Annotated in this window: 19 protein-coding genes; 6 read left to right on the top strand and 13 right to left on the bottom strand. The window is 60.5% G+C overall.

Translation table 11 applies throughout. From position 1 onward, the window contains the following. Positions 1 to 19 precede the first annotated feature (19 nt). Entirely contained in the window at positions 20 to 703 is a 684-nt protein-coding gene (locus tag KVY02_RS03635; protein WP_016916246.1) for a response regulator transcription factor, read from the top strand. Next, entirely contained in the window at positions 700 to 2,115 is a 1,416-nt protein-coding gene (locus tag KVY02_RS03630) for a sensor histidine kinase (RefSeq protein ID WP_218314408.1), read from the top strand. Before KVY02_RS03635 ends, KVY02_RS03630 begins: the two co-directional genes overlap by 4 nt. Here KVY02_RS03630 and KVY02_RS03625 read toward each other — a convergent pair. From KVY02_RS03625 to KVY02_RS03595, 7 genes are all read right to left on the bottom strand, one after another. Beyond that, complete coding sequence (locus tag KVY02_RS03625) at positions 2,057 to 3,028, bottom strand: AbrB family transcriptional regulator (RefSeq protein WP_256357557.1); 972 nt, start codon at positions 3,026 to 3,028, stop codon at positions 2,057 to 2,059. The two genes, KVY02_RS03630 and KVY02_RS03625, sit on opposite strands and share 59 nt — an antisense overlap. 67 nt (positions 3,029 to 3,095) lie before the next feature. Next, positions 3,096 to 4,604, bottom strand: a complete 1,509-nt coding sequence (locus KVY02_RS03620; RefSeq protein ID WP_218314406.1) for a tripartite tricarboxylate transporter permease — start codon at positions 4,602 to 4,604, stop codon at positions 3,096 to 3,098. 19 nt (positions 4,605 to 4,623) lie between these two features. Further along, a complete protein-coding gene (locus KVY02_RS03615) occupies positions 4,624 to 5,076 on the bottom strand; it encodes a tripartite tricarboxylate transporter TctB family protein (protein WP_218314404.1) in 453 nt (150 codons plus the stop codon). A 67-nt stretch (positions 5,077 to 5,143) separates the two neighbouring features. Beyond that, the gene (locus KVY02_RS03610; protein WP_218314402.1) at positions 5,144 to 6,157 is read right to left on the bottom strand and encodes a Bug family tripartite tricarboxylate transporter substrate binding protein; all 1,014 of its coding nucleotides are present in this window, start codon (positions 6,155 to 6,157) and stop codon (positions 5,144 to 5,146) included. Positions 6,158 to 6,311: 154 nt separating this feature from the next. Then, positions 6,312 to 7,208 carry a bile acid:sodium symporter family protein gene (locus KVY02_RS03605; protein ID WP_218314396.1) on the bottom strand — a complete coding sequence of 299 codons (897 nt, stop codon included), beginning with the start codon at positions 7,206 to 7,208 and terminating at the stop codon, positions 6,312 to 6,314. Between the two features lie 35 nt (positions 7,209 to 7,243). Continuing rightward, complete coding sequence (locus tag KVY02_RS03600) at positions 7,244 to 8,995, bottom strand: AMP-binding protein (RefSeq protein WP_218314395.1); 1,752 nt, start codon at positions 8,993 to 8,995, stop codon at positions 7,244 to 7,246. A gap of 224 nt (positions 8,996 to 9,219) precedes the next feature. Continuing rightward, entirely contained in the window at positions 9,220 to 10,074 is an 855-nt protein-coding gene (locus KVY02_RS03595; protein ID WP_218314394.1) for an alpha/beta hydrolase, read from the bottom strand. 158 nt (positions 10,075 to 10,232) lie between these two features. Here KVY02_RS03595 and KVY02_RS03590 point away from each other — a divergent pair, with 158 nt between their 5' ends. From KVY02_RS03590 to KVY02_RS03580, 3 genes are all read left to right on the top strand, one after another. Then, positions 10,233 to 10,619, top strand: coding sequence for a hypothetical protein (locus KVY02_RS03590; protein WP_218314391.1), 387 nt, complete (start codon positions 10,233 to 10,235; stop codon positions 10,617 to 10,619). A 189-nt stretch (positions 10,620 to 10,808) separates the two neighbouring features. Then, a complete protein-coding gene (betT, locus tag KVY02_RS03585; protein WP_218314389.1) occupies positions 10,809 to 12,857 on the top strand; it encodes a choline BCCT transporter BetT in 2,049 nt (682 codons plus the stop codon). Positions 12,858 to 12,929: 72 nt separating this feature from the next. Then, the gene (locus tag KVY02_RS03580) at positions 12,930 to 13,259 is read left to right on the top strand and encodes a SulP family inorganic anion transporter (RefSeq protein WP_249273176.1); all 330 of its coding nucleotides are present in this window, start codon (positions 12,930 to 12,932) and stop codon (positions 13,257 to 13,259) included. 71 nt (positions 13,260 to 13,330) lie between these two features. Here KVY02_RS03580 and adhP read toward each other — a convergent pair whose 3' ends face one another. Then, on the bottom strand, positions 13,331 to 14,359 hold the full coding sequence (gene adhP / locus KVY02_RS03575; RefSeq protein WP_026001993.1) for an alcohol dehydrogenase AdhP: 1,029 nt from the start codon (positions 14,357 to 14,359) through the stop codon (positions 13,331 to 13,333). A gap of 123 nt (positions 14,360 to 14,482) precedes the next feature. Then, a complete protein-coding gene (locus KVY02_RS03570) occupies positions 14,483 to 16,003 on the bottom strand; it encodes an acetaldehyde dehydrogenase ExaC (protein WP_218314387.1) in 1,521 nt (506 codons plus the stop codon). 117 nt (positions 16,004 to 16,120) lie between these two features. On the opposite strand from KVY02_RS03570, the gene KVY02_RS03565 reads away from it, so the two are divergent. Further along, entirely contained in the window at positions 16,121 to 16,840 is a 720-nt protein-coding gene (locus tag KVY02_RS03565; RefSeq protein ID WP_218314386.1) for a response regulator, read from the top strand. An 11-nt stretch (positions 16,841 to 16,851) separates the two neighbouring features. On the opposite strand, the gene KVY02_RS03560 is transcribed toward KVY02_RS03565, so the two are convergent. From KVY02_RS03560 to KVY02_RS03545, 4 genes are read right to left on the bottom strand one after another with little or no spacing between them, the layout of a single operon-like run. Beyond that, on the bottom strand, positions 16,852 to 18,234 hold the full coding sequence (locus KVY02_RS03560; protein ID WP_218314385.1) for a hybrid sensor histidine kinase/response regulator: 1,383 nt from the start codon (positions 18,232 to 18,234) through the stop codon (positions 16,852 to 16,854). Next, positions 18,212 to 19,369 (bottom strand): nitric oxide-sensing protein NosP, encoded by a 1,158-nt coding sequence (nosP, locus tag KVY02_RS03555; RefSeq protein ID WP_218314384.1) that lies wholly within the window; start codon positions 19,367 to 19,369, stop codon positions 18,212 to 18,214. The genes KVY02_RS03560 and nosP overlap by 23 nt, the downstream gene beginning before the upstream one ends. Further along, positions 19,350 to 21,596: an ATP-binding protein gene (locus KVY02_RS03550; protein ID WP_218314382.1), complete on the bottom strand. Its 2,247-nt coding sequence runs from the start codon at positions 21,594 to 21,596 to the stop codon at positions 19,350 to 19,352. Before KVY02_RS03550 ends, nosP begins: the two co-directional genes overlap by 20 nt. Then, positions 21,583 to 22,071 (bottom strand): oxidoreductase, encoded by a 489-nt coding sequence (locus KVY02_RS03545; protein ID WP_081192602.1) that lies wholly within the window; start codon positions 22,069 to 22,071, stop codon positions 21,583 to 21,585. Before KVY02_RS03545 ends, KVY02_RS03550 begins: the two co-directional genes overlap by 14 nt. Between the last annotated feature and the right edge of the window lie 74 nt (positions 22,072 to 22,145).

Below are 22,145 nucleotides of genomic sequence, written 5' to 3'. Positions count from 1 at the left end.
CGCTACGGGTCAATGCACCATGAAAGCGCTCATCGTAGAAGATAACGACAATCTTGCGCGCTCGATTGCCTCGACGTTAGAAGAGGCCAGCTTCACCATCGACGTGGCTTGCGATGGTGAAAAAGCGCTGCTCATGCTGCAGCAAGGGGGGTATGACCTGCTGGTACTCGACCTGGGGCTGCCGCTGCTCGATGGCATGTCGTTGCTGCGCCTGTTGCGCCACCAGCAGAACACCATTCCCGTCTTGATCATCTCCGCCCGCGACACCCTGGACCAGCGCATTTTGGGGCTGGAAGTCGGTGCGGACGATTACCTGTGCAAGCCCTTCTCGCTGAACGAGGTAGCCGCCAGAGCCCGCGCGCTGGTCAGAAGAGCCAAGCATTTTGGCGGTGAGAGCCTGCGCTGCGGGCGCCTGGAGTTCTTTCCGGATGCCATGGAGCTGCGCGTGGACGGCCAGGCCCTCACGCTACACCGCCGCGAGCTGGAGGTCATCGAATACCTGCTGATCAATCAGAATCGACTGGTCAGCAAGGACCAGATCATCGACCGGCTCTCCTCGACGGATGAAGCCATCAGCTACGCCGCCGTGGAAACCTACATTTCACGTATTCGCAAAAAGATCGGCCATGACTTCGGCCTGAAAACCGTGCGAGGGCTGGGCTATTACCTGGCCCCACCCGCCTCGGAGGAAGGCGCGCCTTGACCCAGACACCCCGCTCCATCCGCAGTCGCCTGCTGCTGTGGATTGCCTTGCCGTTCACCGCCCTGGCCTTCCTGGCCCTGCTCTCCAGCTACCTGCTGCTGAGCAAGCAGATCAACGAAGCCTTCGACGCCATGCTGCTGAATGCCGCCCAGCGCCTGGAGCGTCGGGTATATACCGCCGATGGCCAGCTACGCATCAACATGCACTACTTCAGCATCAGCACGCTGGGCAGTCGTGGGGAGGGCAAGATTTTCTACCGTATCCGGGAAGCCCAGGGGGGCATGATTGCCGGTTTTCAAGGGCTGGGCGATCCGCCCGACTCCCTCGACGCGCCGCTGTTTTACGACGTGGCTTACGCAGGCAACGAGCTGCGGGCCGTGGCCTTGACCTTCCCTTTTCGCCGCGGGCGTGATGTCGTGGACATCGAAGTCATCGTGGCGGAATCAAAAGAGACCCGGCACTCATTGACCCACGACTTCATGGTCACCCTGGCCGGGCTCACGGCGGTGACCGGGCTGCTGGCGATCACGCTGGCGCTCCTCGCCATCCACCGTGGCCTCGCCCCCTTGAACGCCATCAGCCGCGCACTGCGCCAGCGCTCGCCCCACGATCTGCAGCCCATCCGCGACAGCGTGCCCAGGGAAATACGTCCCCTGACGCAAAGCATCAATTACCTGATGCAACGCATGCAAAGCAGTATTACCAGCACCCAACAGCTCAACGCAGACGTTTCCCACCAGCTACGCACGCCCATTTCAGAGATTCGGGCACTCACGGAAATGACCCTGAAGAGCGAGCAATCACCCGCCAACAGGGCCAACCTGCTGGAGATTCAGCGCATTGCCGAGCATGCCGGGCACACCGTGCAACAGCTGCTGAAATACGCCAAGACCCGCAGTGAGCTGTTCGAACTCACCCAGCTGCAGGCCGTTGACCTGATCGCACTATGCCAGCAGGCTTGCCAGCAGGTCGCCACCGGCATTTACCAAAAGGGCCAGGAGCTGGCCTTCGAGCAGCCCGAGGCCCTGCCCTCCATTCATGGCGACCCCATTTTGCTGCAGTGGTTGGTGATCAACCTGATCGATAACGCCAGCCTCCACGCGGGCGGCGCGCTCCCTTACCAGGGCACCATTACCATTGGCCTCACCCATGACGCCGATACGGTACGACTCAGCGTGCACGATGACGGCGTGGGGGTGGACCCCGCCCGGCTGCCGCAGCTCACCGAACGGTTTTTCCGCGATAACGCCCATGCACCGGGCAGCGGCCTTGGCCTGGCCATCGTCGAACAGGTGGCCACTACCCACGGCGCCCAGCTTGCCGTGCGCAATCGCCCTCAGGGCGGGCTGGAAGTCACGGTGGCGTTTCCGGTGCTGCCAGCGTCGTCAAGCGGATCATCAGCGGCGTCATGAAGATCAGCAGCAACAGCCGCAGAATATGGTGAGAGACCACGTAAACCGGGTCGATCCCCATGACCATGGCGATGACCGCCATCTCCCCGACGCCCCCCGGTATCAGCGCCAGCATCACCGCCACGAACGGCAATGACGTGACGCTGGCCACCAGCCAGGCCATCAACGCAGCCACCACCAGCGCAAAGAGCGCATACAGCATGCCGAACCGCCCTACCCGCACCACCTGTTTCCAGTGGGTGCCTGAAAAACGCGAGCCCACCGAGGAGCCCAGCACCAGAAAGGTCACCAGCAGGATTTCATTGGGCAGCGTGTAGGCTACGCCCACATTGGCAATCAAGGCACCTGCCGCCATCGGCCCCAGAAACTCCGGTAGCGGCAAGCGGATCAGGCGACCTAGCCACCAGCAAGCAGGAGCCAGCAGCAGTGGCAGCACCCCCATGAGCGACAGCGGCTCGGCAGAGGGCGGCAAGGCCACGCTGTCGACGAACAGGCTGGCCAGCAGCGCCGCGCCCGATACCACGGTAACCAGCCTCAGCGAGTGAGAAATGGCGATCCAGCGCAGGTCACCATGGGCACGCTCGGCCAGTACCAGGGCCGAGTTCATGCTGCCTGGGTAGGCACAGAACATGGCGTTCAGGCTGCCGACGCGGGCACGAGCAAAGATCCAGTACCCTCCTGCCAGCATCAGCACCATGTAAACCAGCATGGCCAGCACGCTGGGGTACCACTGCACCAGGCTCACCAGCTCGTCCGCGTGGATACGACTGCCGATGAACAGTCCCAGTAGGGCAATGGCCACGCGATGCAAGCGCTTGTCTACCCCGGTGCGAACGCCTGCCAGCGAAACGCCCATGACCATGAACAGCGCCCCTAGCATCCACGCCAGCGGCAGCGAAAAAAGGGTGGCCACTAGGCCACCCAAACATCCCAAACCAATGGTTTTCAGCGTTTTTTTCACCCGTTCCCCCGTTGCTGCGCTACGCCCGGGCCGCCGCACGCCGCGCCTGAAAGCGCTTGACCAGCGGCTGGCCAAACAGCGAAATCAACAGCAGCGCCAGGATGGCCAGGGTCGCAGGCCGCTCCAGCACGTAGGTGATGTCCCCGCCACTGATCTGGTAGGAGTGCAGCAGCGACTTCTCCGCCAGAGCCCCCAGCAGCATGCCAATGACCGCCGCAGGCACCGAGTAACCGTAGTGGCGGAAGATCCAGCCGATCACGGCAAACACCAGCACCGTGGCAGGCCCGGTCATGTTGCCGGTGAGCCCGAACGACCCCATGACCGCCAATACCAGCACGGAAGGAATCAGATAGCGCATGGGTACCTTGACGATGTTGGCCAGCAGCGGAATGAACAAAATCCCCACGATGACCAGCAAAAACACTTGGGCGAAGTTGGCAAAGATGATGGCGTAGACCACGTCCGTTTGCTGGCGGATGAACTGCGGGCCACCGGTAATGTTGTGCATGGCAAACGCGGCCAGCATCACCGCCGTTGCCCCACCGCCGGGAATACCCAGTGCCAGCAGGGTTGCCATGGAGCCGCCCTCCGAGCTGCTGTTGGCGGCCTCGGACGCGACGACCCCTTTGGGGTTGCCCTTGCCATAGGAGTCCGGGTCTTTATCCCGCCGCTTGGTCTCGATGTAGGAGAGCAAATTGGAAACCGACGACCCGACACCGGGCACCGCGCCCACCAGCACACCGATCAAGCCACCGCGAATCATCACCACAGGATGACGCAGCGCCATCTTGCAGCCCTGAAAAATTTCGCTGGCACGCACCTTGCGCGCATCCGCCGACTCGACGATGAACCCCTTGTTGGCCAGCTTGAACAGCTCGGACGCCGCAAACATGCCCATCATGGCAGGAATCACCGGCACCCCGTCCAGCAGGTAGGTTTGCCCCATGGTGCCCCGGGCCAGGCCAATTTCGTTGAACCCGATGGTTCCTACCAGCAGCCCCACAAAACCGGCCACCAGGCCTTTGAGCACCTGCTCACCCTTGAGGCTGGCGATCAGCGTCATGCCCCAGAGGATTACCACGAACATCTCGGCGGGCCCCAGGCGCAGGACCATATAGGAGAGCGGCTGGATCATGAAGAACAGCACCACGTAGCCCATCAGCGAACCGACCACCGAGGCGGCCAACGCCACTCCCAGCGCCTGATTGTGCTGCCCGCGTCGCGCCATCGGGTAGCCATCGAAGGCCGTGGCAATGGCCGAGGAAGTGCCGGGAATGTTCATCAGGATGGCCGGGATCCCTGCGCCAAACGAGCCGCCGGTAAAAATCGCCGTCAAGAACAGCATGGCCTGAATGAAGTCCATGTACATGGTCATGGGCAAGAAGATCGCCATGGCCATGGAGATCTGCAGGCCAGGCGTTGCCCCAAAAATCAGCCCCAGCACGATACCGGGAATCACCACGAGCCAAGGGCCTGCGCTGGAGAAGAGCAGGTTCATACTCTGCTCGACGGCACCAAAATCAATCATGTTGCCTCCTTCGATGCGTTCAGTTGGGGATCAGCAGCAGCGTCATGGGGTAAGGCAGCATTCGCGAAAAGAAGAACGCTGCACCAAGGCCAAACAGCGCGCTGAAGCCGAATACCGCCAGCCAGTTGCGCTCACCCTTGAGAATCAGAAAAGACGCGATGAACGCCACCGTCGCCAGGTCGAAACCCAGGGTTTCCAACGACATCACGTAAGCGGCAAACAGGCCCACCACCGGCAGCGTACGCAGCAGGGGTTCCTCTTGCTGGTCCTGGGTCAGCAGCGTGCCTTTCTTCAGGCGCAGTACCACCTCCAGGGCAATCAGCGCCAGTACCAGCAGCGCCATGGGAAGAATCAGCAGTAAGTTCTGGGGGGTCGCGGAGACGCGAATGGCATCCATCAGATACCACAGCGTAAAGCTCGCCAGACCGATGAGGACGAGCGCGTCCCCATAGTCACGTTTTTGTGCCGTCATGGGTAAACTCCTGGCAGGCACCCCTTGAGGGTGCCTGCCACTACAGGATCGTCAGACGATGGGGTGATCAGTTGAGCAGGTGGGCGTACTTCTCGAACACGTCGTAGTTTTCGCGCATCAGCTCATTGGAACGCTCGGGGCCTACCCATACGCCGCCCATTTCATTGCGCTCCAGATGCTCTTGCACGTCCTTGCGCGCCAGCGCGTTCTGGATGGCATCCGCGAGGGCTTCGTAACGGCCCGGATGCTGACGCTCGACTTCGCTGGTCACCGCGAAGCCGCGCATGGAGCCTTGCAGCACAGGCACTTCCAGCTCCATGGGAGCAAGGGCCTCATTGATGGTCGGCGCATCCCACTGCTCAATACGCTCGTCGTTGACGATGGCCAGCGGCGTCAGGAACTCACGAATGCCTTCGCTGCCCTGTGCACTAATGGAGACGAAATCCACCTGGCCACCGGCCACCGCCGAACGCGCTTCACCACCGCTGTTGTAGGTCACCAGATTGAGATTTTCCTGGGGGATGCCCGCTTCTTCCAGCAGCAACCGCACCATCAGGTGGCCCGCCGAGCCTTGTACCACGGCACCGCGCACCTGGCCGCGCTGCTCACGAATCGCCTCCAAAAGCGAAGGCAGGTCGTCGTAACCGCTGTCCTTGTTGGCTGCGATCAGGTCGAGGTCGAACCACTGAAAATTGATGTAGGAGAAGTCATCCACGCTGAAATTGGCCCCACCCGTCAGAATCGAGTTGGTCAGGTAAGGGGCGAAGGTGGAGGCATAAACGGTATAGCCGTCGTCCGGTACGTTCAGCACGTAGTTGGAAGCGACCTGAGTTCCCGCCCCGGGGCGGTTGGTGACTTGAATGGGTACGCCAATCTCTTCGGAGATGTATCCCGACATCAAACGGGCCAACCGATCGGCGCTGCCGCCGGTACCAAACCCGACGACCATGTTGAGCGGGCGTTCCGGGTAGCTGTCTGCCGCAGCAGGCAGCACCATGGCCAGTGACGCTACCGTGACGGTGGCGCCCACCAGTAGGGATTTAAGCGCGCGAGGAAACGAGATAACAGATTGCTTGAGCATAGCGATGTCTCTTGGTATGGGTGTTATTAGAATCAGGCGGCTGCCTGTAGAGAACAACGCTATCCCACGAAACTGTCATCAACCTTGCACGGGGATCAAAACCAACTAAAGTCTAGTCCCCGCGCCTGCCCACCGGCTGAACCTTCCGACCGACCTACGAAGGTTCGACCTTGGCTTGATCGCGGGCCAGTTCCTCCTTTTTCGTTAGCTTGCGGTAAAACACCGCTACGGCCGTGGAATTCAGCACGATAAACAGCGAATACATGACGGGTATGAGTAGAATCAGCTGCTGTGTTTCGCCGCTAAACGTCATGATGACGATCAATGCGGCCAGCGGGCCGTTTTGAATCCCCGTTTCAAGAGATACCGTGCGGGCTTTTTGCGGGCTGAGTTTGAGCACGCGGGAGAATAAATAACCGAACAGAAAACCCACCAAACCGAGCAGAATCACCGCTGCATATACCTGCCAACTGGTCTCCATCAGCAAGCGCCAGTTGCGCGGTGCCCACGTCACCACCAGAAACACGATCACGATAGCCCCCAACACGCCGCCTACCAGCTCAATGACCGCGCCAAGGTTGGCATTTTTACGGCGTATCCACATGCCCAACAGCGTTGGAATCAGCAGTACGAACAGCAGGCGGCCAATTTGGTCGGGCGGTATGCGGAAGGCGTCATCAATCCCCTGGGTATAAAACGCCATCCACAGCGGCACCAGAACAAAGCCCGCCAGCGTGGAGCAGATGGTCATCATGATGCTGAGGCTGAGCAGGCTTCGTGAGAAGTAGGCAAAAATATTGGAGGTCGTGCCGCCCGGCATGCACCCCATCAGCACTAGCCCCACGGTATGTTCAACCGACAGGTCGAGAAGGCGCGCCAGGGCAAAGGCGATAAAAGGCATCAGCAGATACTGCGATGAGAAGCCAACCCCAATGGCCTGGGGGTGGCGCATGGAGAGTTTGAAGTCCTTGAAGGTGAGCGATGCCCCCATGCCGAACATGATGATCACCATCATGATCGACAGTAAGCTTTCTTCCAATGGGCTTAGCATAGTGCTGTAACTCCGTAACTTGCCGCTGTTTGCGGTTATTGTTGTTTAGTCTCGGCGTGAGTGCCCTGCACGATGGCACGCACTTCTTTGCGCAGCACCTTGCCAACAGGGGTCTTGGGCAGTTCATCCCAGAACACTACTTTTCTGGGAACCTTGTAGGCGGCAAGCTCTGTTTTACAGTGCCGGATAACGTCCTTGGCGCTTAGCCCCTGTTCACGCAGCACGACGTAGGCGTGAACCGCTTCGCCTGTCTGATCGTCGGGGACACCAATGACGGCGGACTCTTGCACTTGCGGTAAGCGCGCAATGCTGTCTTCTACTTCGTTGGGGTAAACGTTAAATCCGCTGACCAGAATCATATCTTTTTTACGGTCGACGATGTGAAAGTGACCATCCTCTGACATGGTTCCCACATCGCCGGTGTAAAGCCAGCCATCTTTTAACGTTTTGGCGGTCTCTTCCGGATTGTTCCAGTAACCTTTCATGATTTGTGGGCCGCGCGCGATAATCTCGCCAGGCTCGCCCGGGGCAACCGTCACGCCCTGTTCATCGACGATGCGCACCTGAGTAAACGGCGCGGGAATGCCGATGCTGTTAGCACGCTCATGCCCAATCGGGTTGAAGCAGATCACCGGAGAGCTTTCTGTTAGCCCGTAGCCTTCGGCAATCGGTGTGCCGACCACCGCGCGCCAGCGCTCAGCGACGGATTTATGTAGTGCGGTGCCGCCCGCCATCGCCACTTTCATGTTTTTAGGCGGGTACACGGTGAACCACTCTTCGTTGAGCAGCGCGTTGAACAGCGTATTGACACCTGAAATCCAGGAGATCGGGTAGTTATCAAAAGCGCGCTGGCAGTTCTGAATAGGCCGCGGGCTGGGCACGAGGACGTTGTGCGCCCCTTTGCTGTAGAACGCCAGCAGGTTCACCGTGAACGCGAAAATATGGTAGATGGGCAGCGCGGTGAGAACGCACTCTTTGCCAACCTCTATGTGGCTGCCAACCACCAGATCGACCTGTTCTAAATTGCTCAGCAGATTGCCGTGCGTCAGCTCTGCGCCTTTACTGACGCCGGTGGTGCCGCCGGTGTACTGCAAGAGCGCGGTGTCTTCACGCGCGATAGCCTGCCAGTAGCGCGCTACGTCAATGCCTTGTTCGGCTTGCCGTGCACTGCCCGTTTGAATGGCCTGGCTCAGTGTCACGGCGTTCAGCGAGTGTTGGGGGATGGCTTTGTTCCAATATTTCAGTACGGCATCCAATACCGTGCGCACGACTGGTGAAAACCATTGCGAAAGCGAAGTGAGTACGACGTGCTGAATGCCAGTGTTGGGGAGCACGTCCTCCAGCTTGTCGGCAAACATATCCATGATGACAAGCGTCTTGACGCCAGCATCGTTGAACTGATGCTCCATTTCTCGACGCGTATAGAGCGGATTGACGTTCACCAGCACACAGCCCGCTTTCAAAACGCCGAAAATGGCCACCGGAAGCGCGAGACAGTTGGGCATTTGCACCGCAACGCGGTCGCCTTTGGCAAGCCCCAGGGTGTCACGCAGGTAAACCGCAAACGCATCGGAGAGAGTATCCGTTTGCCGATAAGCAAGCGTGCCATTCATGCCGTTGGGCATGCAGGTGGTGAACGCGGTGTGGGAGCCAAACTGCTGGGCTGCCGCAGTGACCATCGCGGGAATACTGGCAAAGCGCGGCTGCGGCTGGTCACCTATTGCGTGATGGTTGGTGCCATAAAGATGTGCCCACGGCGCGCTGTCATAGAAGTGATCATTTGACATGCACATTCTCTTCGTTGGGGCCCTTTCATGAAGGGGCCATTGTTTTTATTAGCTTTCTACATGTTTTTCTACCGCACAGGCTCTCCATGGAATAACGCAGCCGCTGAGTTTAAGTCAACCGTTTTAATTTTTGCTTTCGCCAGGTGGGGCGTCAAATAAAAAAACGGGCCAAGCGCAAGACGCACTGGCCCCGTCAGCTCGGCCCTCACACAACCCTCTGACATCTAGTTCCCGCGCCTGCCCTCCGGCTGAACCTGCTGATTCAGAAACGCGATACCTGCCTCGATGGCACTGCCACGCAGCAGGAAGCTGGCGAAATGGCCTCGGCCACGCTGAAGATACAGCTCGCTGGGCGTACCTTGCGCCTGAAGCGCGGCATAAAAATCGGTGGCGTGATCGACGGGCACGAGCCGATCCCAGCGGCCGTGAAACAAGAAGAACGGCGGTGCTTGAGGTGTGATTTGCCGCGCGGGCGATGCCAGGGCATACGCGTCACGCTTCTCTGCGCGCGTACCACCAATGAAGTCCACCACCAGCCGCCCATCGTTGAACTTCAGCAAGTCGCTGGGCAAACCGCCGGCCAGCACCGCAGCAAGCCTAGCATGCTCGCCGCCGTAGGGGTGTGCCAGGGGGCCTTCACTGCCCGCCAGCGCCAACAGGCTCACCAGGTGAGCCCCTGAGGAAAAGCCCACGCCGACAATGCGGTTCGTATCCACTTGCCACTCGTCGGCATGGCGATGCAGCCAGGCCATGGCCTGCTGCAAGTCGTGCAGCTGGGCGGGGAAACGATATTCCGGTACGAAGCGGTGTTCGATATTGACGGTGACGTAGCCCTGTTCAGCCAGCTGCCGGGCAATGCCTGCCATGTCGTCACGGCTGCGGTTACGCCAACCTCCCCCATGCACCAGCAGGGCGGCTGGACGCAGGCCCGCGCCCTCGGTGCGGGGGAGCAGCACATCGGCCACCAGCGGCTCGGGCCAGTCGTCCGGGGTATAGCGCTGCTGGGCCAGCGCCGTGAACGGCAGCGCTACCAGCGCGCCCAGGCGCGCATAGCGGCCAATGAATCCAAGTTCTGGCATGGTGTTCTCCTGTTTCCTGTTCCCCTCACCCTGTGGCGTGATCCTTGCCCCTCCGCATAAGACCACGGTTGTTGCACACTTCCTGCAACCGATTTACACCAAGCCCCTGGATACTGCCATGGTCAACATTAGCCCATTAATGACCCATGAGGTATGCCATGAAAATGTCTCTTAGCCAACGTTTTGCTCCCGCCCTTCTGGCCATTGCCCTGATGCCCCTGGCGTTCACCGCGCAAGCCGACCATCATGAGCACCGTGGCATGGACCGTGAAGCCATGCATGAGCGCATGGAAGAGCGCCGCCAGGAAGTTTACCAGCGCGCCGAACTCAGCGAAGAGCAGCAAACCGCGCTGAATCAGGCCCATGCCGAGCATCGTGAAGCGGTCATGGCGCTACGTGAGGAGCATCAGGCCCGCGTTGCAGAAATTCTGTCAGATGAAGAGCAGCAGGCACTACGGGATGCCATGCACGAGGTGCACGCCGAATACCGTCAGGAGCACGGCAAGCGCGGAGGCCGCCACGGCGACCAGGCCAAAGCTGAATAAGCGTTGATTTAACGTTCGTCCTACCGCCCTGCGCCCAGCTCTGCTGGGCGCAGGGCTATCTATACTCCTGTTTCGTTCATTTTACGTGAGTGGTTCGTCACTTGAACTGACGTAGCAAACCGCGTATTTTATTTGAACGTTCATTCAAAAATAATTCTTCCCTTGTCTTAACAACAGGAGTCCGCCTCCATGGCGAAAGACAACTCGACCCTCCCCTCGCGGGATCGACTCAACCCCGTGGTGTTCCACGGCAGCGTCGCCGGTATACTCATCTTTCTGGTGATGACCATGCTGTTTACCGAGCAGGCAGGCGCTTTCTTCGACGCGGGCCTGGCTTGGGTCAGCACCACCTTCGGCTGGTACTACATGCTCGCCATCGTCGCCTACCTGGTGTTCGTGGTACTGATCGGCATGTCGCGCTTCGGCAGCATACGCCTGGGCCCGGACCATTCACGCCCGGAGTTCTCGCTGCTCTCCTGGTCCGCCATGCTGTTTGCCGCCGGCATTGGCATTGACCTGTTGTTTTTCAGCGTGGCAGAGCCGGTGGCCCACTACCTGGCCCCGCCGGACCTGACGCCTGAAAGCCAAGAGGCCATGCGCAACGCTGTCGTTCAGACTTACCTGCACTGGGGGCTTTCGGGATGGGGGCTCTACGTGCTGATGGGCATGGCACTCGCCTACTTCAGCTACCGCCACCGCTTGCCACTGGCGATCCGCAGCGCGCTCTACCCACTGCTGGGCAAGCGCATCCACGGCCCCATCGGTAATGCCGTGGATATCACGGCGGTCATTTCTACCGTGTTTGGTATCGCCACCAGCCTTGGGATTGGCGTTCTGCAGCTCAATTACGGCCTCAACTACATGTTCGACGTTCCCGAGACGTTGACGGTACAGATCATCCTGATTGGCTTGGTCGTGGTGCTGGCCACCATTTCCGTGGTGACCGGGGTCGAGAAGGGCATTCGCCGCCTCTCCGAGTTCAACATGCTATTGGCGCTGGCGCTGATGCTGTTCGTACTGTTTTCTGGCGATACCCTGACCCTGCTCGACAAGGTGGTGAACAACGCCGGTGACTATCTCTCCGGGTTTGTCGCTGCCAGCTTCGATACCTACGCGTTTGCCGACGAAGGCGCCCAGGAGTGGAAAATGTGGTGGACCATTTTCTTCTGGGGCTGGTGGATTGCCTGGACGCCTTTCGTGGGCCTGTTCCTGGCGCGTATTTCTCGTGGCCGCACCATTCGTCAGTTCGTCGCCGGTGCGCTGTTCATTCCGCTGTCGTTCATGATGGTGTGGATGTCCATTTTCGGTAACAGCGGTATCGAGCTGGTCGCCAATCAAGGCGTCGCCGAGCTGGGCGAACAGGCGTTGAACTCGCCGCAAACCACGCTCTACACACTGCTGGAGTACTACCCCTACGTCGGTATCACCGCCGCCGTGGTCACCGTGCTGGGCATTGTGTTCTTCATTACTTCCGCCGACTCCGGCGCCCTGGTACTGGCCAACTTCACCTCGATTCTGAGCGACGTGAACCATGATGCCCCGGTGAAGCTGCGCATTTTCTGGTCGGCCGTGATCGGCCTGATTACCGTGGCACTGCTGATGGCAGGCGGACTGAACGCGCTGCAAAGCGCCGTGGTGATCACCGCCCTGCCGTTCTCGGTGGTGATTTTTGCCATTATGGTAGGCACCTACAAAGCCTTGAAGCTGGAAGGCAGCAAGGCCGATGCACGCCGCATGATTGCAGGTAGTGCGCCTGGCGGCGATTGGCGCGAGCGCCTGGACCGTGCGCTGGATACCTCCAACCGTGCCGGGGCAGCGGCCACCATCGAGCACTCGATCCGTCCCGCCATGACCCAGTTTGCCCAGGAGCTCGAAAGCCGTGGCCAAACCGCCAACGTGACCGAAGAGCAGGTGGAAGGCGAGTCGCTGCCCACCTTGACGCTGCAGGTCGACTTTGGCGAGGCCACCAGCTTTGTCTATCAGGTCTGCCCGCACCGCATGCGCACCCCGAGCTTCATCCCGGCAGACGATGACTTCTACGTGCGCCTGGATGTCTATCTGGCCGAAGGCGGCCAGGATAAAGACCTCAACGGCTATACCCGTGGTCAGGTGATTGGCGACCTGGTGGCCGAGTACGAACGCCACCTGCACTTCCTGACCCTGGCCGGTGAGCAGATGGGCCATGTGCAAGCCATGCCCGGCACCATCGGCGAGCCGCCAGAAGACGCCCAGATGTAGCGTCAGCGCGTTTTCCATGCAATCCCGATCCCGGCCACCGTGCCGGGATTTCTATATGCCTGTTCGAGACGCGTGAAGGCTATAACGCTGGATCGGTTGAAGCGCGATGTTCTAGCGGGATTGACCATCGGCGTGGTCGCGGTGCCCCTCTCCATGGCTTTGGCTGTAGCCACAGGAGTGCCCCCACAACACGGGCTTTACACCGCCATCGTGGCACTGGCGTCGCTGCGCCGAGAGCTGGGCGAGCAAGGTGTAGGGATCGTCTTCGTAGGGCTGCCGCCCCGTCTGGCGTTAAAATTAAAGCGCGCAGGCATTAAGCGTGAAACAGGCAAACTGGCGGTCGTCCGTACGCTTGCTCACGCCGAAAGAGTGGCTCGGCGTTGGCTAGGTGGTGGCCGATAGCGAACCTGGGGGTGTGAAGTACTAAAACAGGGGAAGTAGCCTTCCCCTGAGGTGATACCATTCACTGGCGATTAGCTCGCCATGTCCAATACGATACGGCCTTCGATCTTGCCATCGATCATGCGCTGGAAAACGTCGTTGATGTTGTCCAGCGTGTCGGTGGCTACCGTGGCCGTGACCTTGCCTTCGGCGGCGAAGTCCAACGCTTCCTGCAGGTCGCTGCGTGTACCGACGATGGACCCGCGAATGGTAATGCCGTTGAGTACCGTGCTGAAGATCGGCAGCGGGAAATCACCGGGCGGCAGCCCATTCAGCACCAGCGTGCCACCGCGACGCAGCATGTTTTGCGCCTGATCGAAGGCTTTCGGTGAAACGGCCGTGACCAATGCCCCATGAGCACCGCCAATGGTCTTCTTCAGATAGGCCGCCGGGTCGGTTTTCATGGCGTTGACCGTCACCGTCGCTCCCAGGCGTTCAGCCAGGGCCAGCTTGCCGTCATCGATATCCACCGCTGCGACGTTCAGCCCCATGGCCTTGGCATACTGCACGGCCATGTGCCCCAGCCCACCAATCCCGGAGATCACCACCCACTGGCCCGGGCGAGTGTCGGTCATCTTCAAGCCTTTGTAGACCGTCACCCCAGCGCACAGCACCGGAGCGATGTCGATGAAATCCACCGACTCCGGCAGGCGCCCCACATAGCCTGCATCTGCCAATGTATAGTCGGCAAAGCCGCCGTTGACGCTATAGCCGGTGTTTTGCTGAGATTCGCACAGCGTCTCCCACCCGCCCAGGCAGTGCTCGCAGTAGCCACAGGCGGAGTAGAGCCAGGGAACACCAATGCGGTCCCCCTCTTTGACATGAGAGACGCCCTCTCCCACGGCCACGATGTAGCCGACGCCCTCATGCCCGGGAATGAACGGTGGCGAAGGCTTGACCGGCCAATCACCGTGGGCGGCGTGTAAATCGGTATGGCAAACCCCGGAGGCCGCCACTTTCATCAATACTTCGCCCTGTTTGGGACGAGGTACATCGACTTCTTCGATGACCAGCGGCTGGCCAAACTCGCGAACCACTGCCGCGCGCATTGTGCTATCCATGTGCAACTCCTCTTGATGGTCGATACGGCCATTTGAAAACGGCTCTTATCGATAGAGTCAGCGTCAGGGGGGACTGACAATACCGCCCGGCAGGTGCCGGGCGGCGTTATACATAGACGCAGGCTAGAAAAAGCCCAGCGGATTGATGTCGTAGCTGACCAGCAGGTTTTTGGTCTGCTGGTAGTGCTCCAGCGCGACCTTGTGGGTTTCACGGCCAACCCCGGACTTCTTGTAGCCACCGAAGGCCGCATGGGCCGGGTACTGGTGGTAGCAGTTGGTCCACACGCGGCCTGCCTGAATGCCACGCCCCATGCGGAAGGCCACGTTGATGTCGCGGCTCCACACGCCTGCCCCCAGGCCAAACTCGGTGTCGTTGGCGATGGCCAGCGCTTCCTCTTCGTCCTTGAAGGTCGTGACGGCCACCACCGGGCCAAAGATCTCTTCCTGGAACACGCGCATCTGGTTATTGCCTTTCAGCAGCGTGGGCTGAATGTAGTAACCGCTGTTGATGCTGTCGTCGAGGGTCTCCTTGTCACCCCCAGTGAGGAACTCCGCGCCCTCGTCACGGGCGATGTCCATGTAGGACATGATCTTGTCGAACTGCTCCTGAGAGGCCTGAGCGCCCACCTGGACATCGGTATCCAGCGGGTTGCCGCGCTTGATGGTTTTGGTGCGTTCGAGCACTTTGGCCATGAACTCGTCGTACATGCTCTCCTGAATCAGCGCACGCGCCGGGCAGGTACACACTTCGCCCTGGTTGAAGAAAGCCAGCACTAGGCCCTCAACCGCCTTATCGATGAAGGACGGTTCGGCCTGCATGATATCGGCGAAGTAGATATTGGGCGACTTGCCACCCAGCTCGACGGTAGAGGGAATGATGTTCTCGGCCGCACACTTGAGAATATGCGACCCTACAGGCGTCGAGCCGGTAAAGGCAATCTTGGCAATACGCTTGCTGGTCGCCAGCGCCTGACCGGCTTCCGCGCCGAAACCGTTGACGATATTGAGCACGCCAGGCGGCAGCAGGTCACCGATCACCTCGACCACTTTCAAAATGGAAGCGGGCGTCTGCTCGGCGGGCTTGAGCACCACGCAGTTCCCGGCAGCCAGCGCGGGGCCAAGCTTCCAGGCAGCCATCAGAATGGGGAAGTTCCAGGGGATAATTTGCCCGACGACCCCCAGCGGCTCGTGAAAGTGATAGGCCACGGTATTGGCGTCAATGTCGGCCGCGGTGCCCTCCTGGGACCGCAGGCAGCCCGCGAAGTAACGGAAATGGTCGACCGCCAGCGGAATGTCGGCATTGAGCGTTTCCCGCACGGCCTTGCCGTTATCCCACGTTTCGGCCACGGCCAGCATTTCGAGGTTTTGCTCTATGCGGTCGGCGATCTTGAGCAGAATGTTGCTGCGCTCTTGCGCGGAGGTCTTGCCCCAGGCAGGCGCTGCCTGATGGGCGGCATCCAGCGCTTTTTCGATGTCTTCGGCGCTGGAGCGGGGAATTTCACAGAACACTTTGCCATTGACTGGGCTAATGTTGTCGAAGTATTGGCCCTTCACCGGAGGTACGAACTCACCGCCGATGTAGTTGCCATAGCGTTTTTCGAACGAGACGACTGAGCCCGATTCACCTGGGTTGGCGTAGATCATGGTACTGCTCCTGAGTATTATGATTATTAAAAGGTGCCTATTCAGTGTTGGTCACCGAAGGCAATCCCGGTATCGCCCAATGGCAGGATGCACCCTCATTCCTTGGTAGGAGATGCCATGTATTCGCTACTAGTGGCCGATGACCACCCGCTGTTTCGCGACGCGCTTCAAGCGGTCATCCGCGGCGGGCTGGCCGACACGCAGCTGTTGGAGGCTGACAGCCTGGCGGCAGCCATGGCGCATATCGAGGCACACGACACGCTGGACTTGCTGCTACTGGATTTGAGCCTGCCGGATGCCGACGGCCTGGAAGGGTTGAAAACGTTGCGCAGCGCCTTTCCCTGGCTGCCGGTGGCCATTGTCTCGGCGCATCAGGAGCGCCAACTGGTGCTGGATGCCATCACCCAGGGCGCGGTGGGCTATATCCCCAAGTCCACCCCCGGCGAGCAGCTATTGTCGGCGCTGGAGCAGATACTCCAGGGCCAGCTGTATCTGCCTGCCGATATCATGCGCCGCCCTCCTGCCCAGCGCGCCCCTGTCGCGGCCAGTGTCTCCTCGTCGACCGCCCTCCAGGACGTCGAACGACCCGGGCGCCTACCGCGCTTGACCGACAAGCAGTTGGATGTATTGAGCTGCATGAGCCAGGGGATGTCGAACAAGCAGATCGCGCGGGAACTGACGATTGCCGAAACCACCGTCAAGACCCATGTTTCCGCCATCCTGCGCAAACTGGGCGCGTCCAGCCGTGTGCATGCCATCGTGCTGGCCAGCGAAGAGGATCTGAGCAGCCATATTGCCCAGCGCACTGCCGGTCTGCCGGGCAAGCCCTCCCCTTGAGCCAACGCGCCCTATCCTGGCGGATGGTTCTCCAGTAGCGTTCCCAGCAGCATCTTGAGCCGCAGGGGCTTCAGAGGCTTCAGCAAGTAGTGCAGGCCTGCTTCCCGAGAGGCGCGCTTGACCGCAGCTTCGTGGTTGGCGGTAATGACGACGGTCGCCAGGCCGGGGTAACGCCGCCGCAGTCGCGCGGCCAGATCGATACCATTCTCACGATGCTCACCCAGGTGATAATCCACCAGCAGAACCGCAGGTCGCTCCCCGTCACTGGCCGCCTCCAGCGCACTCACCGTGGCGGCAGCACGCACGCGGCAACCCCAACCGCCGAGCAGTGCCTGCATGCCCGCGAGGATGTCCGGGTCATCATCCACCACCCACACCACGCAGCCCTGTAGAGGGTCTTCGTGCCACCAACCAGCGCCCACACCACTTGCAGACGCGGCACCGGCCGATCCCGCATAGGGCACGAGAACGGAGAACAGGGAGCCGCGCCCGGGGCGCGACGTAAGCGCAATCGGGTGCTCCAGCATGGCGCTGATACGGTCGACGATGGCCAGGCCCAGCCCAAGCCCGCGGCTGTGGTCTCCCTGAGGCTGGCTGGCACGCCGAAATTCGAGAAAGATCGCCTGCCGCTGCGCTTCAGGAATACCGGTGCCCGTATCTCCCACCATGATCTCGAGCCCGTTGGTTCGCCGCCGACATCCCAACAACAGGTGCCCCTGTTCGGTGTAGCGCACGGCGTTACTCAGGAAGTTGCGCACCACTCGCGCCAGCAGCGCCAGATCCGAGTCCACCCAGGCCCGAGACGCCACGTAGTGAAACGACAAGCCGCGCACGGCAGCCACCTGACGATACTCCTCGGCCAGCGCATCCAGCAGGGTACTCACGGCAAAGGGTGCCTTGTCGGCGTGGAGCACCCCGGCGTCCAGCCGTGAAATGTCCACCAGCGTGCCCAGCAAGCCTTCGACATCCTTCAAGGAGCGGCCGATATGCCCCACCAACGCCTGCGAGGCATCGGGCAGGGTGTGAGATTCCAGCGCACTGGCAAACAGCCGCGCGGCGTTCAAGGGCTGCAGCAAGTCATGGCTGACCGCCGCCAGAAAGCGGGTCTTGGAGAGGTTGGCAGCTTCGGCCTGGGCATTGGCCGCCAACAGCCGAGCATTCACGCGCCCCAGTTCGTCCAGCGCACGGTGCAGGGCATCGGTGCGCTCACGCACCTGCTCGGACAGCAGTACCGAGCGCTCGAACGCGGCATACGGGGCGCCACTGGGGCTGCCGCCTGACTCCACGCGCGCCATCAACGCCTGGCATACTTTGCGCAAACGGCGATTTTCCTCCTGCAGCGTTGCCAGAGTCGGCTGTTCACCGTGTTGCTCAGGCGGCTGGAAGAGCGCCAAAGGCCACCCCCGTAAAGGTCTGATTGACGTGCATGCCATGATGCTGCTCACCGTAGGTATTGAAACCGACCACGTTGGCATGGCGCAGCAGCGTCGAGGCCTGAGCCAGCTGCCCCAACGACTCGAGCGCCATGCGCCGCAAAAAGCAGTCACAGCCAAGGATAGCCACTGGCGCCCCCAGGCGAGCTTCCACACGTGCCAGCATGGTCGCCAGGTTCTCCAACAAGGGGGCCGGCTGCATGGCGGTGAGGACGATGCCGTTTTCAACGGCACAGTAAAAGCTCAGGCTGTCGTCGTCATTGACGCGCTGGATGGAGCGAATGTAGTGCTGGCCTCCCAATCGCACGGCCAGCGGGTGCTGGGCAAACACCACGGGGTCCAGCGCCGCCACCGGACGCCCTACCAGCTCGGCATAGAGCTGGGCCGCTGGCAGCCCGTTCAGCTCATGCACCCGCCGCTGCGCATGGTCAACCGCCGTGACCACCAGTTTGTGCTCAAGCGGCTGCAAGTGGTGTGTGGAAAACACCTCGAACGGCAACCGGGTATTGATCATTACCACGACGGCCGCTTGGGTATGAAAACGACCCTTCGCGTAGACATGGGTATGGGACAGGTGATTGTCGTCACCGGCCGAGCCTCCGAAGCTGGGAATGCGGCCCATCGCGGCGTCCAGAGTGGCCAGCACCTGCTCTTCTCGGCTCGACAAGCCATCCAGCAGCGTGAGCGCAAAACTGTGCTCATTGACCGGTGCCACCGCCTGATGTCGACAGCCGTCCAGCAGGGTGTCGACCAGTGACTGAGCCACAGCAAGGTCGAACTGTTCGAGGTCGTCGATCAGCGCCGTTTCGACGGCGAAGAGCCGCCGATCCAGACAGATCGCGACAATGGAGCCTCGTTCATAGCCTTGTGGGGCCAGCTCGCCGGCCGTGGTACAACCGCTGATCGGCAGCGCCCCAAATGCTTCGTTGAGGGCTGCCGCCAAGGCTTCCAGAGAATACTCTGCGCTACAGAAGAACAGCAGAAAGCCTGCCTCGGCATGATATAGCTGGGCAGCCAGCTCTGCGGCGGCTTGAGCCGGATCGGTAGCGCAGCTCGCGGCGGTTAGAATACCGTTGTCAGTATAGCTGATGGTCACGTCGCCACTTCTCCAGCGCAGCGTGAGTACGACCTGCGCAGTGGCGCAAGCTGCTGAATGCCCGGCTCAGTTGCTCACCTTCGGGCGAGGGCATATCGGCCATCAGTTCCAGTCGCTTGGCCTCGGCCGCCAATCGCTCGGCGCCGACGCTTAGCGACTCGCCACGCAGCTGGTGCGCTAGCCGCTTCACTTGCAGTGCCTGATCGCTGTCCACACTCCCCTCGCTGGAAAAGTAGCCCGCCAACTGCGCGGTATAGTCACTCATCTGCTGATGATAGAGCACGATCAGTTGCGTCACACTCTCGCTGCCCAACGAGGCCAACAGCGTTTGCAGTGCGGCTTCGTCCAACAGGCACGCGTCATCATGCTCCTCCCGCGTGTCGGTCATACTGGGCAGAGGCTGGCCCTGCTGACCTGTCAGGTGTAGTGCCAGCACATTGCTCAATGCCAGCAGCGATAGCGGCTTGGTGATGTAGTCGTTCATGCCAGCCGCCAGGCAGCGCTGACGATCATCGTCCGCGCCGCCCGCGGTCATGGCGATAATGGGCACCTGCTGACACCACCCCGCCTGTTGGCGCAGTCGACGCGTGACCTCAATGCCGCTCATATCGGGCAACTGAATATCCATGAACACCAGATGCACCGACTGCCGCGTGACCATGTTCAATGCTTCACGGCCATTTTCGGCACACACCACTTCACACCCCAGCCGCGACAATAAGCCCACTGCGACTTTCCGATTGACGGCGTTGTCTTCTACCAACAGCAGCGAGAAACCGGCAAAGTCTCGGGAGTGCACGGCAGGTAGCGGGGTATCGACGGGGGTCGCCTCGACCAGCGGCAGCTCACACCAGAACGTGCTGCCCTGGCCCGGCTCGCTGGTCACCCCCATGCGGCCCTGCATGGCTTCACACAAGCGTTTGCAAATCGCTAGCCCCAACCCGGTGCCGCCATACCGTCTGGCCACGCTCTCGTCAGCCTGCTGAAAGGGCTCGAACAAGGCAGCCTGCTGCTCGGGATAGATCCCACAGCCCGTATCATGGATTTCAAACACCAGCACGTTGACCGTCGAGCTGACCCGAATGGTGACGCTACCGTAATCGGTGAACTTGATGGCATTGGCGATCAGGTTGAGCAGGATTTGACGCAAGCGCCCTGCATCTACCATGACCCAGGCCGGTACCAGCGCATCGATATCCAGCGTGAGCTGCACTCCCTTGGCCTGAGCCCTGGGTTCGAACAGTGCCATGACGCCTTCCACCAAGGGAGCGAGCGCCGTGGGGGTCGTTTCCAGCGTCAAATGTCCTGCCTCGATCTTGGAGAAGTCGAGAATTTCATTGATCATCGCCAGCAGCTGATTGGCGCTCTCGTGGATCGTGCGGGCGTAATCTTCTACCTGAGCAGGGCTGGCAGGCTCACAAAGCAGTTCGCTCATCCCGATCACGCCGTTCAGAGGCGTGCGGATTTCATGGCTGACCATCGCCAGGAAATCGGACTTGGCATGGTTGGCGGCCTGCGCCTGGCGAGCGGTCACCTGAAGCTGCTTGCTCAGCTGTTCCTGCTCACGACGCGCAGCCGCACTTTCACGCATCTCGCGTACCAGAAACGCAATCACCAGCAGGACGGCAAAACTCATCCCGAACAGCAGCGTAATGAGTAGCTTGTAGAGCATGCTCAACAAGGCGCGCTCTTCCGTTGCCGATTCGGCGAGATAGCCATTGATGGCAATGACGAAGCGCTCGGTCAATCGGGTAAGGGCCTGCAGCTCGCTTTCCAGCGCCGTAACGGGCAGTGGCGTCCCCTCGGCATAAGGTTTGAACATCGGATCCAACCGATCCAACTGCTGCTGAATCGATGCCAACAGCTCACGCGCCGTGCCAATATTCTGCAAGAGTGAGCTGACCTCGCCCTCTTGCAGCAGGTTGATACGGCTGTAAAGCAGCTCGAAACGCAGATTCAGCGCATCCTGGGCCGCCGCAGAGAGTGGCGTACGTGTTTCCGCCAGCAAATGGTTCAATAGCTGCACGGCGTCACGGTCGAGTTTGTAGACCACCCAGGCCGTATCTTCGCGCAGGCTCTGGGTCAGGTTGTCCTGGCGCCAGGCGGAGAGACCCGCCACCACCAGCGCCGCCGCGAACAGCAGCACCGTGACGATGGCCAGCAGCTTGAGACGCCGTGGGTAACGCAGCAAACGTGGCGCCCGCGCCGTAGGCTCACTGGCCGACATGGATATGCATGACCTGCCAGACCGACCTGAAGCGCATCCGCTCGCTCAGCAGTGCTTCGTCCTGATCAAAGGGATAAAGCACCCATAAGGGGCCATACTCACGAATTGGAATGTCACGATCGTCACGCGCGAGCGCCAGGATGACATCGTAGTCGTAAAAATCACTGACCGGAATTTCCGCCTCGTAACCATTTAGTGCGGCCACCTTGACTGTCTCGCCCTCTGCCTCCAGAAACTCCAGCAGGGTGCGCATCAAAGGGCCGCGATAGTCACTCTTGCCCTCTGTCCACGGGGTTCCCGTGGTAAACGAATGCTGAGGCAATGTCAGCAGCAACTCGCGATCAAATTGCGCTTGATGCCCTACGTTAGTGGCCCCAACACGACCATCGACGGTGAGCATGACATGCCCTTCTGGCGACGCCAGTGGCGCAGTCATTTCTGCCAGCCCCGCATGAGGAATGCTGAACGCCAGCATGAAGCACCCCAATAACAACGCTTTCACTACCAAGCCCTCGTATCGTATTGTGCTGAGCGCACCCTTCGCCCAAA

Origin of the sequence: Halomonas sp. 18071143, assembly GCF_019211725.1 — a bacterium.
GTDB lineage: Bacteria > Pseudomonadota > Gammaproteobacteria > Pseudomonadales > Halomonadaceae > Vreelandella > Vreelandella stevensii.
This window is presented reverse-complemented; position numbering and strand designations above follow the sequence as displayed.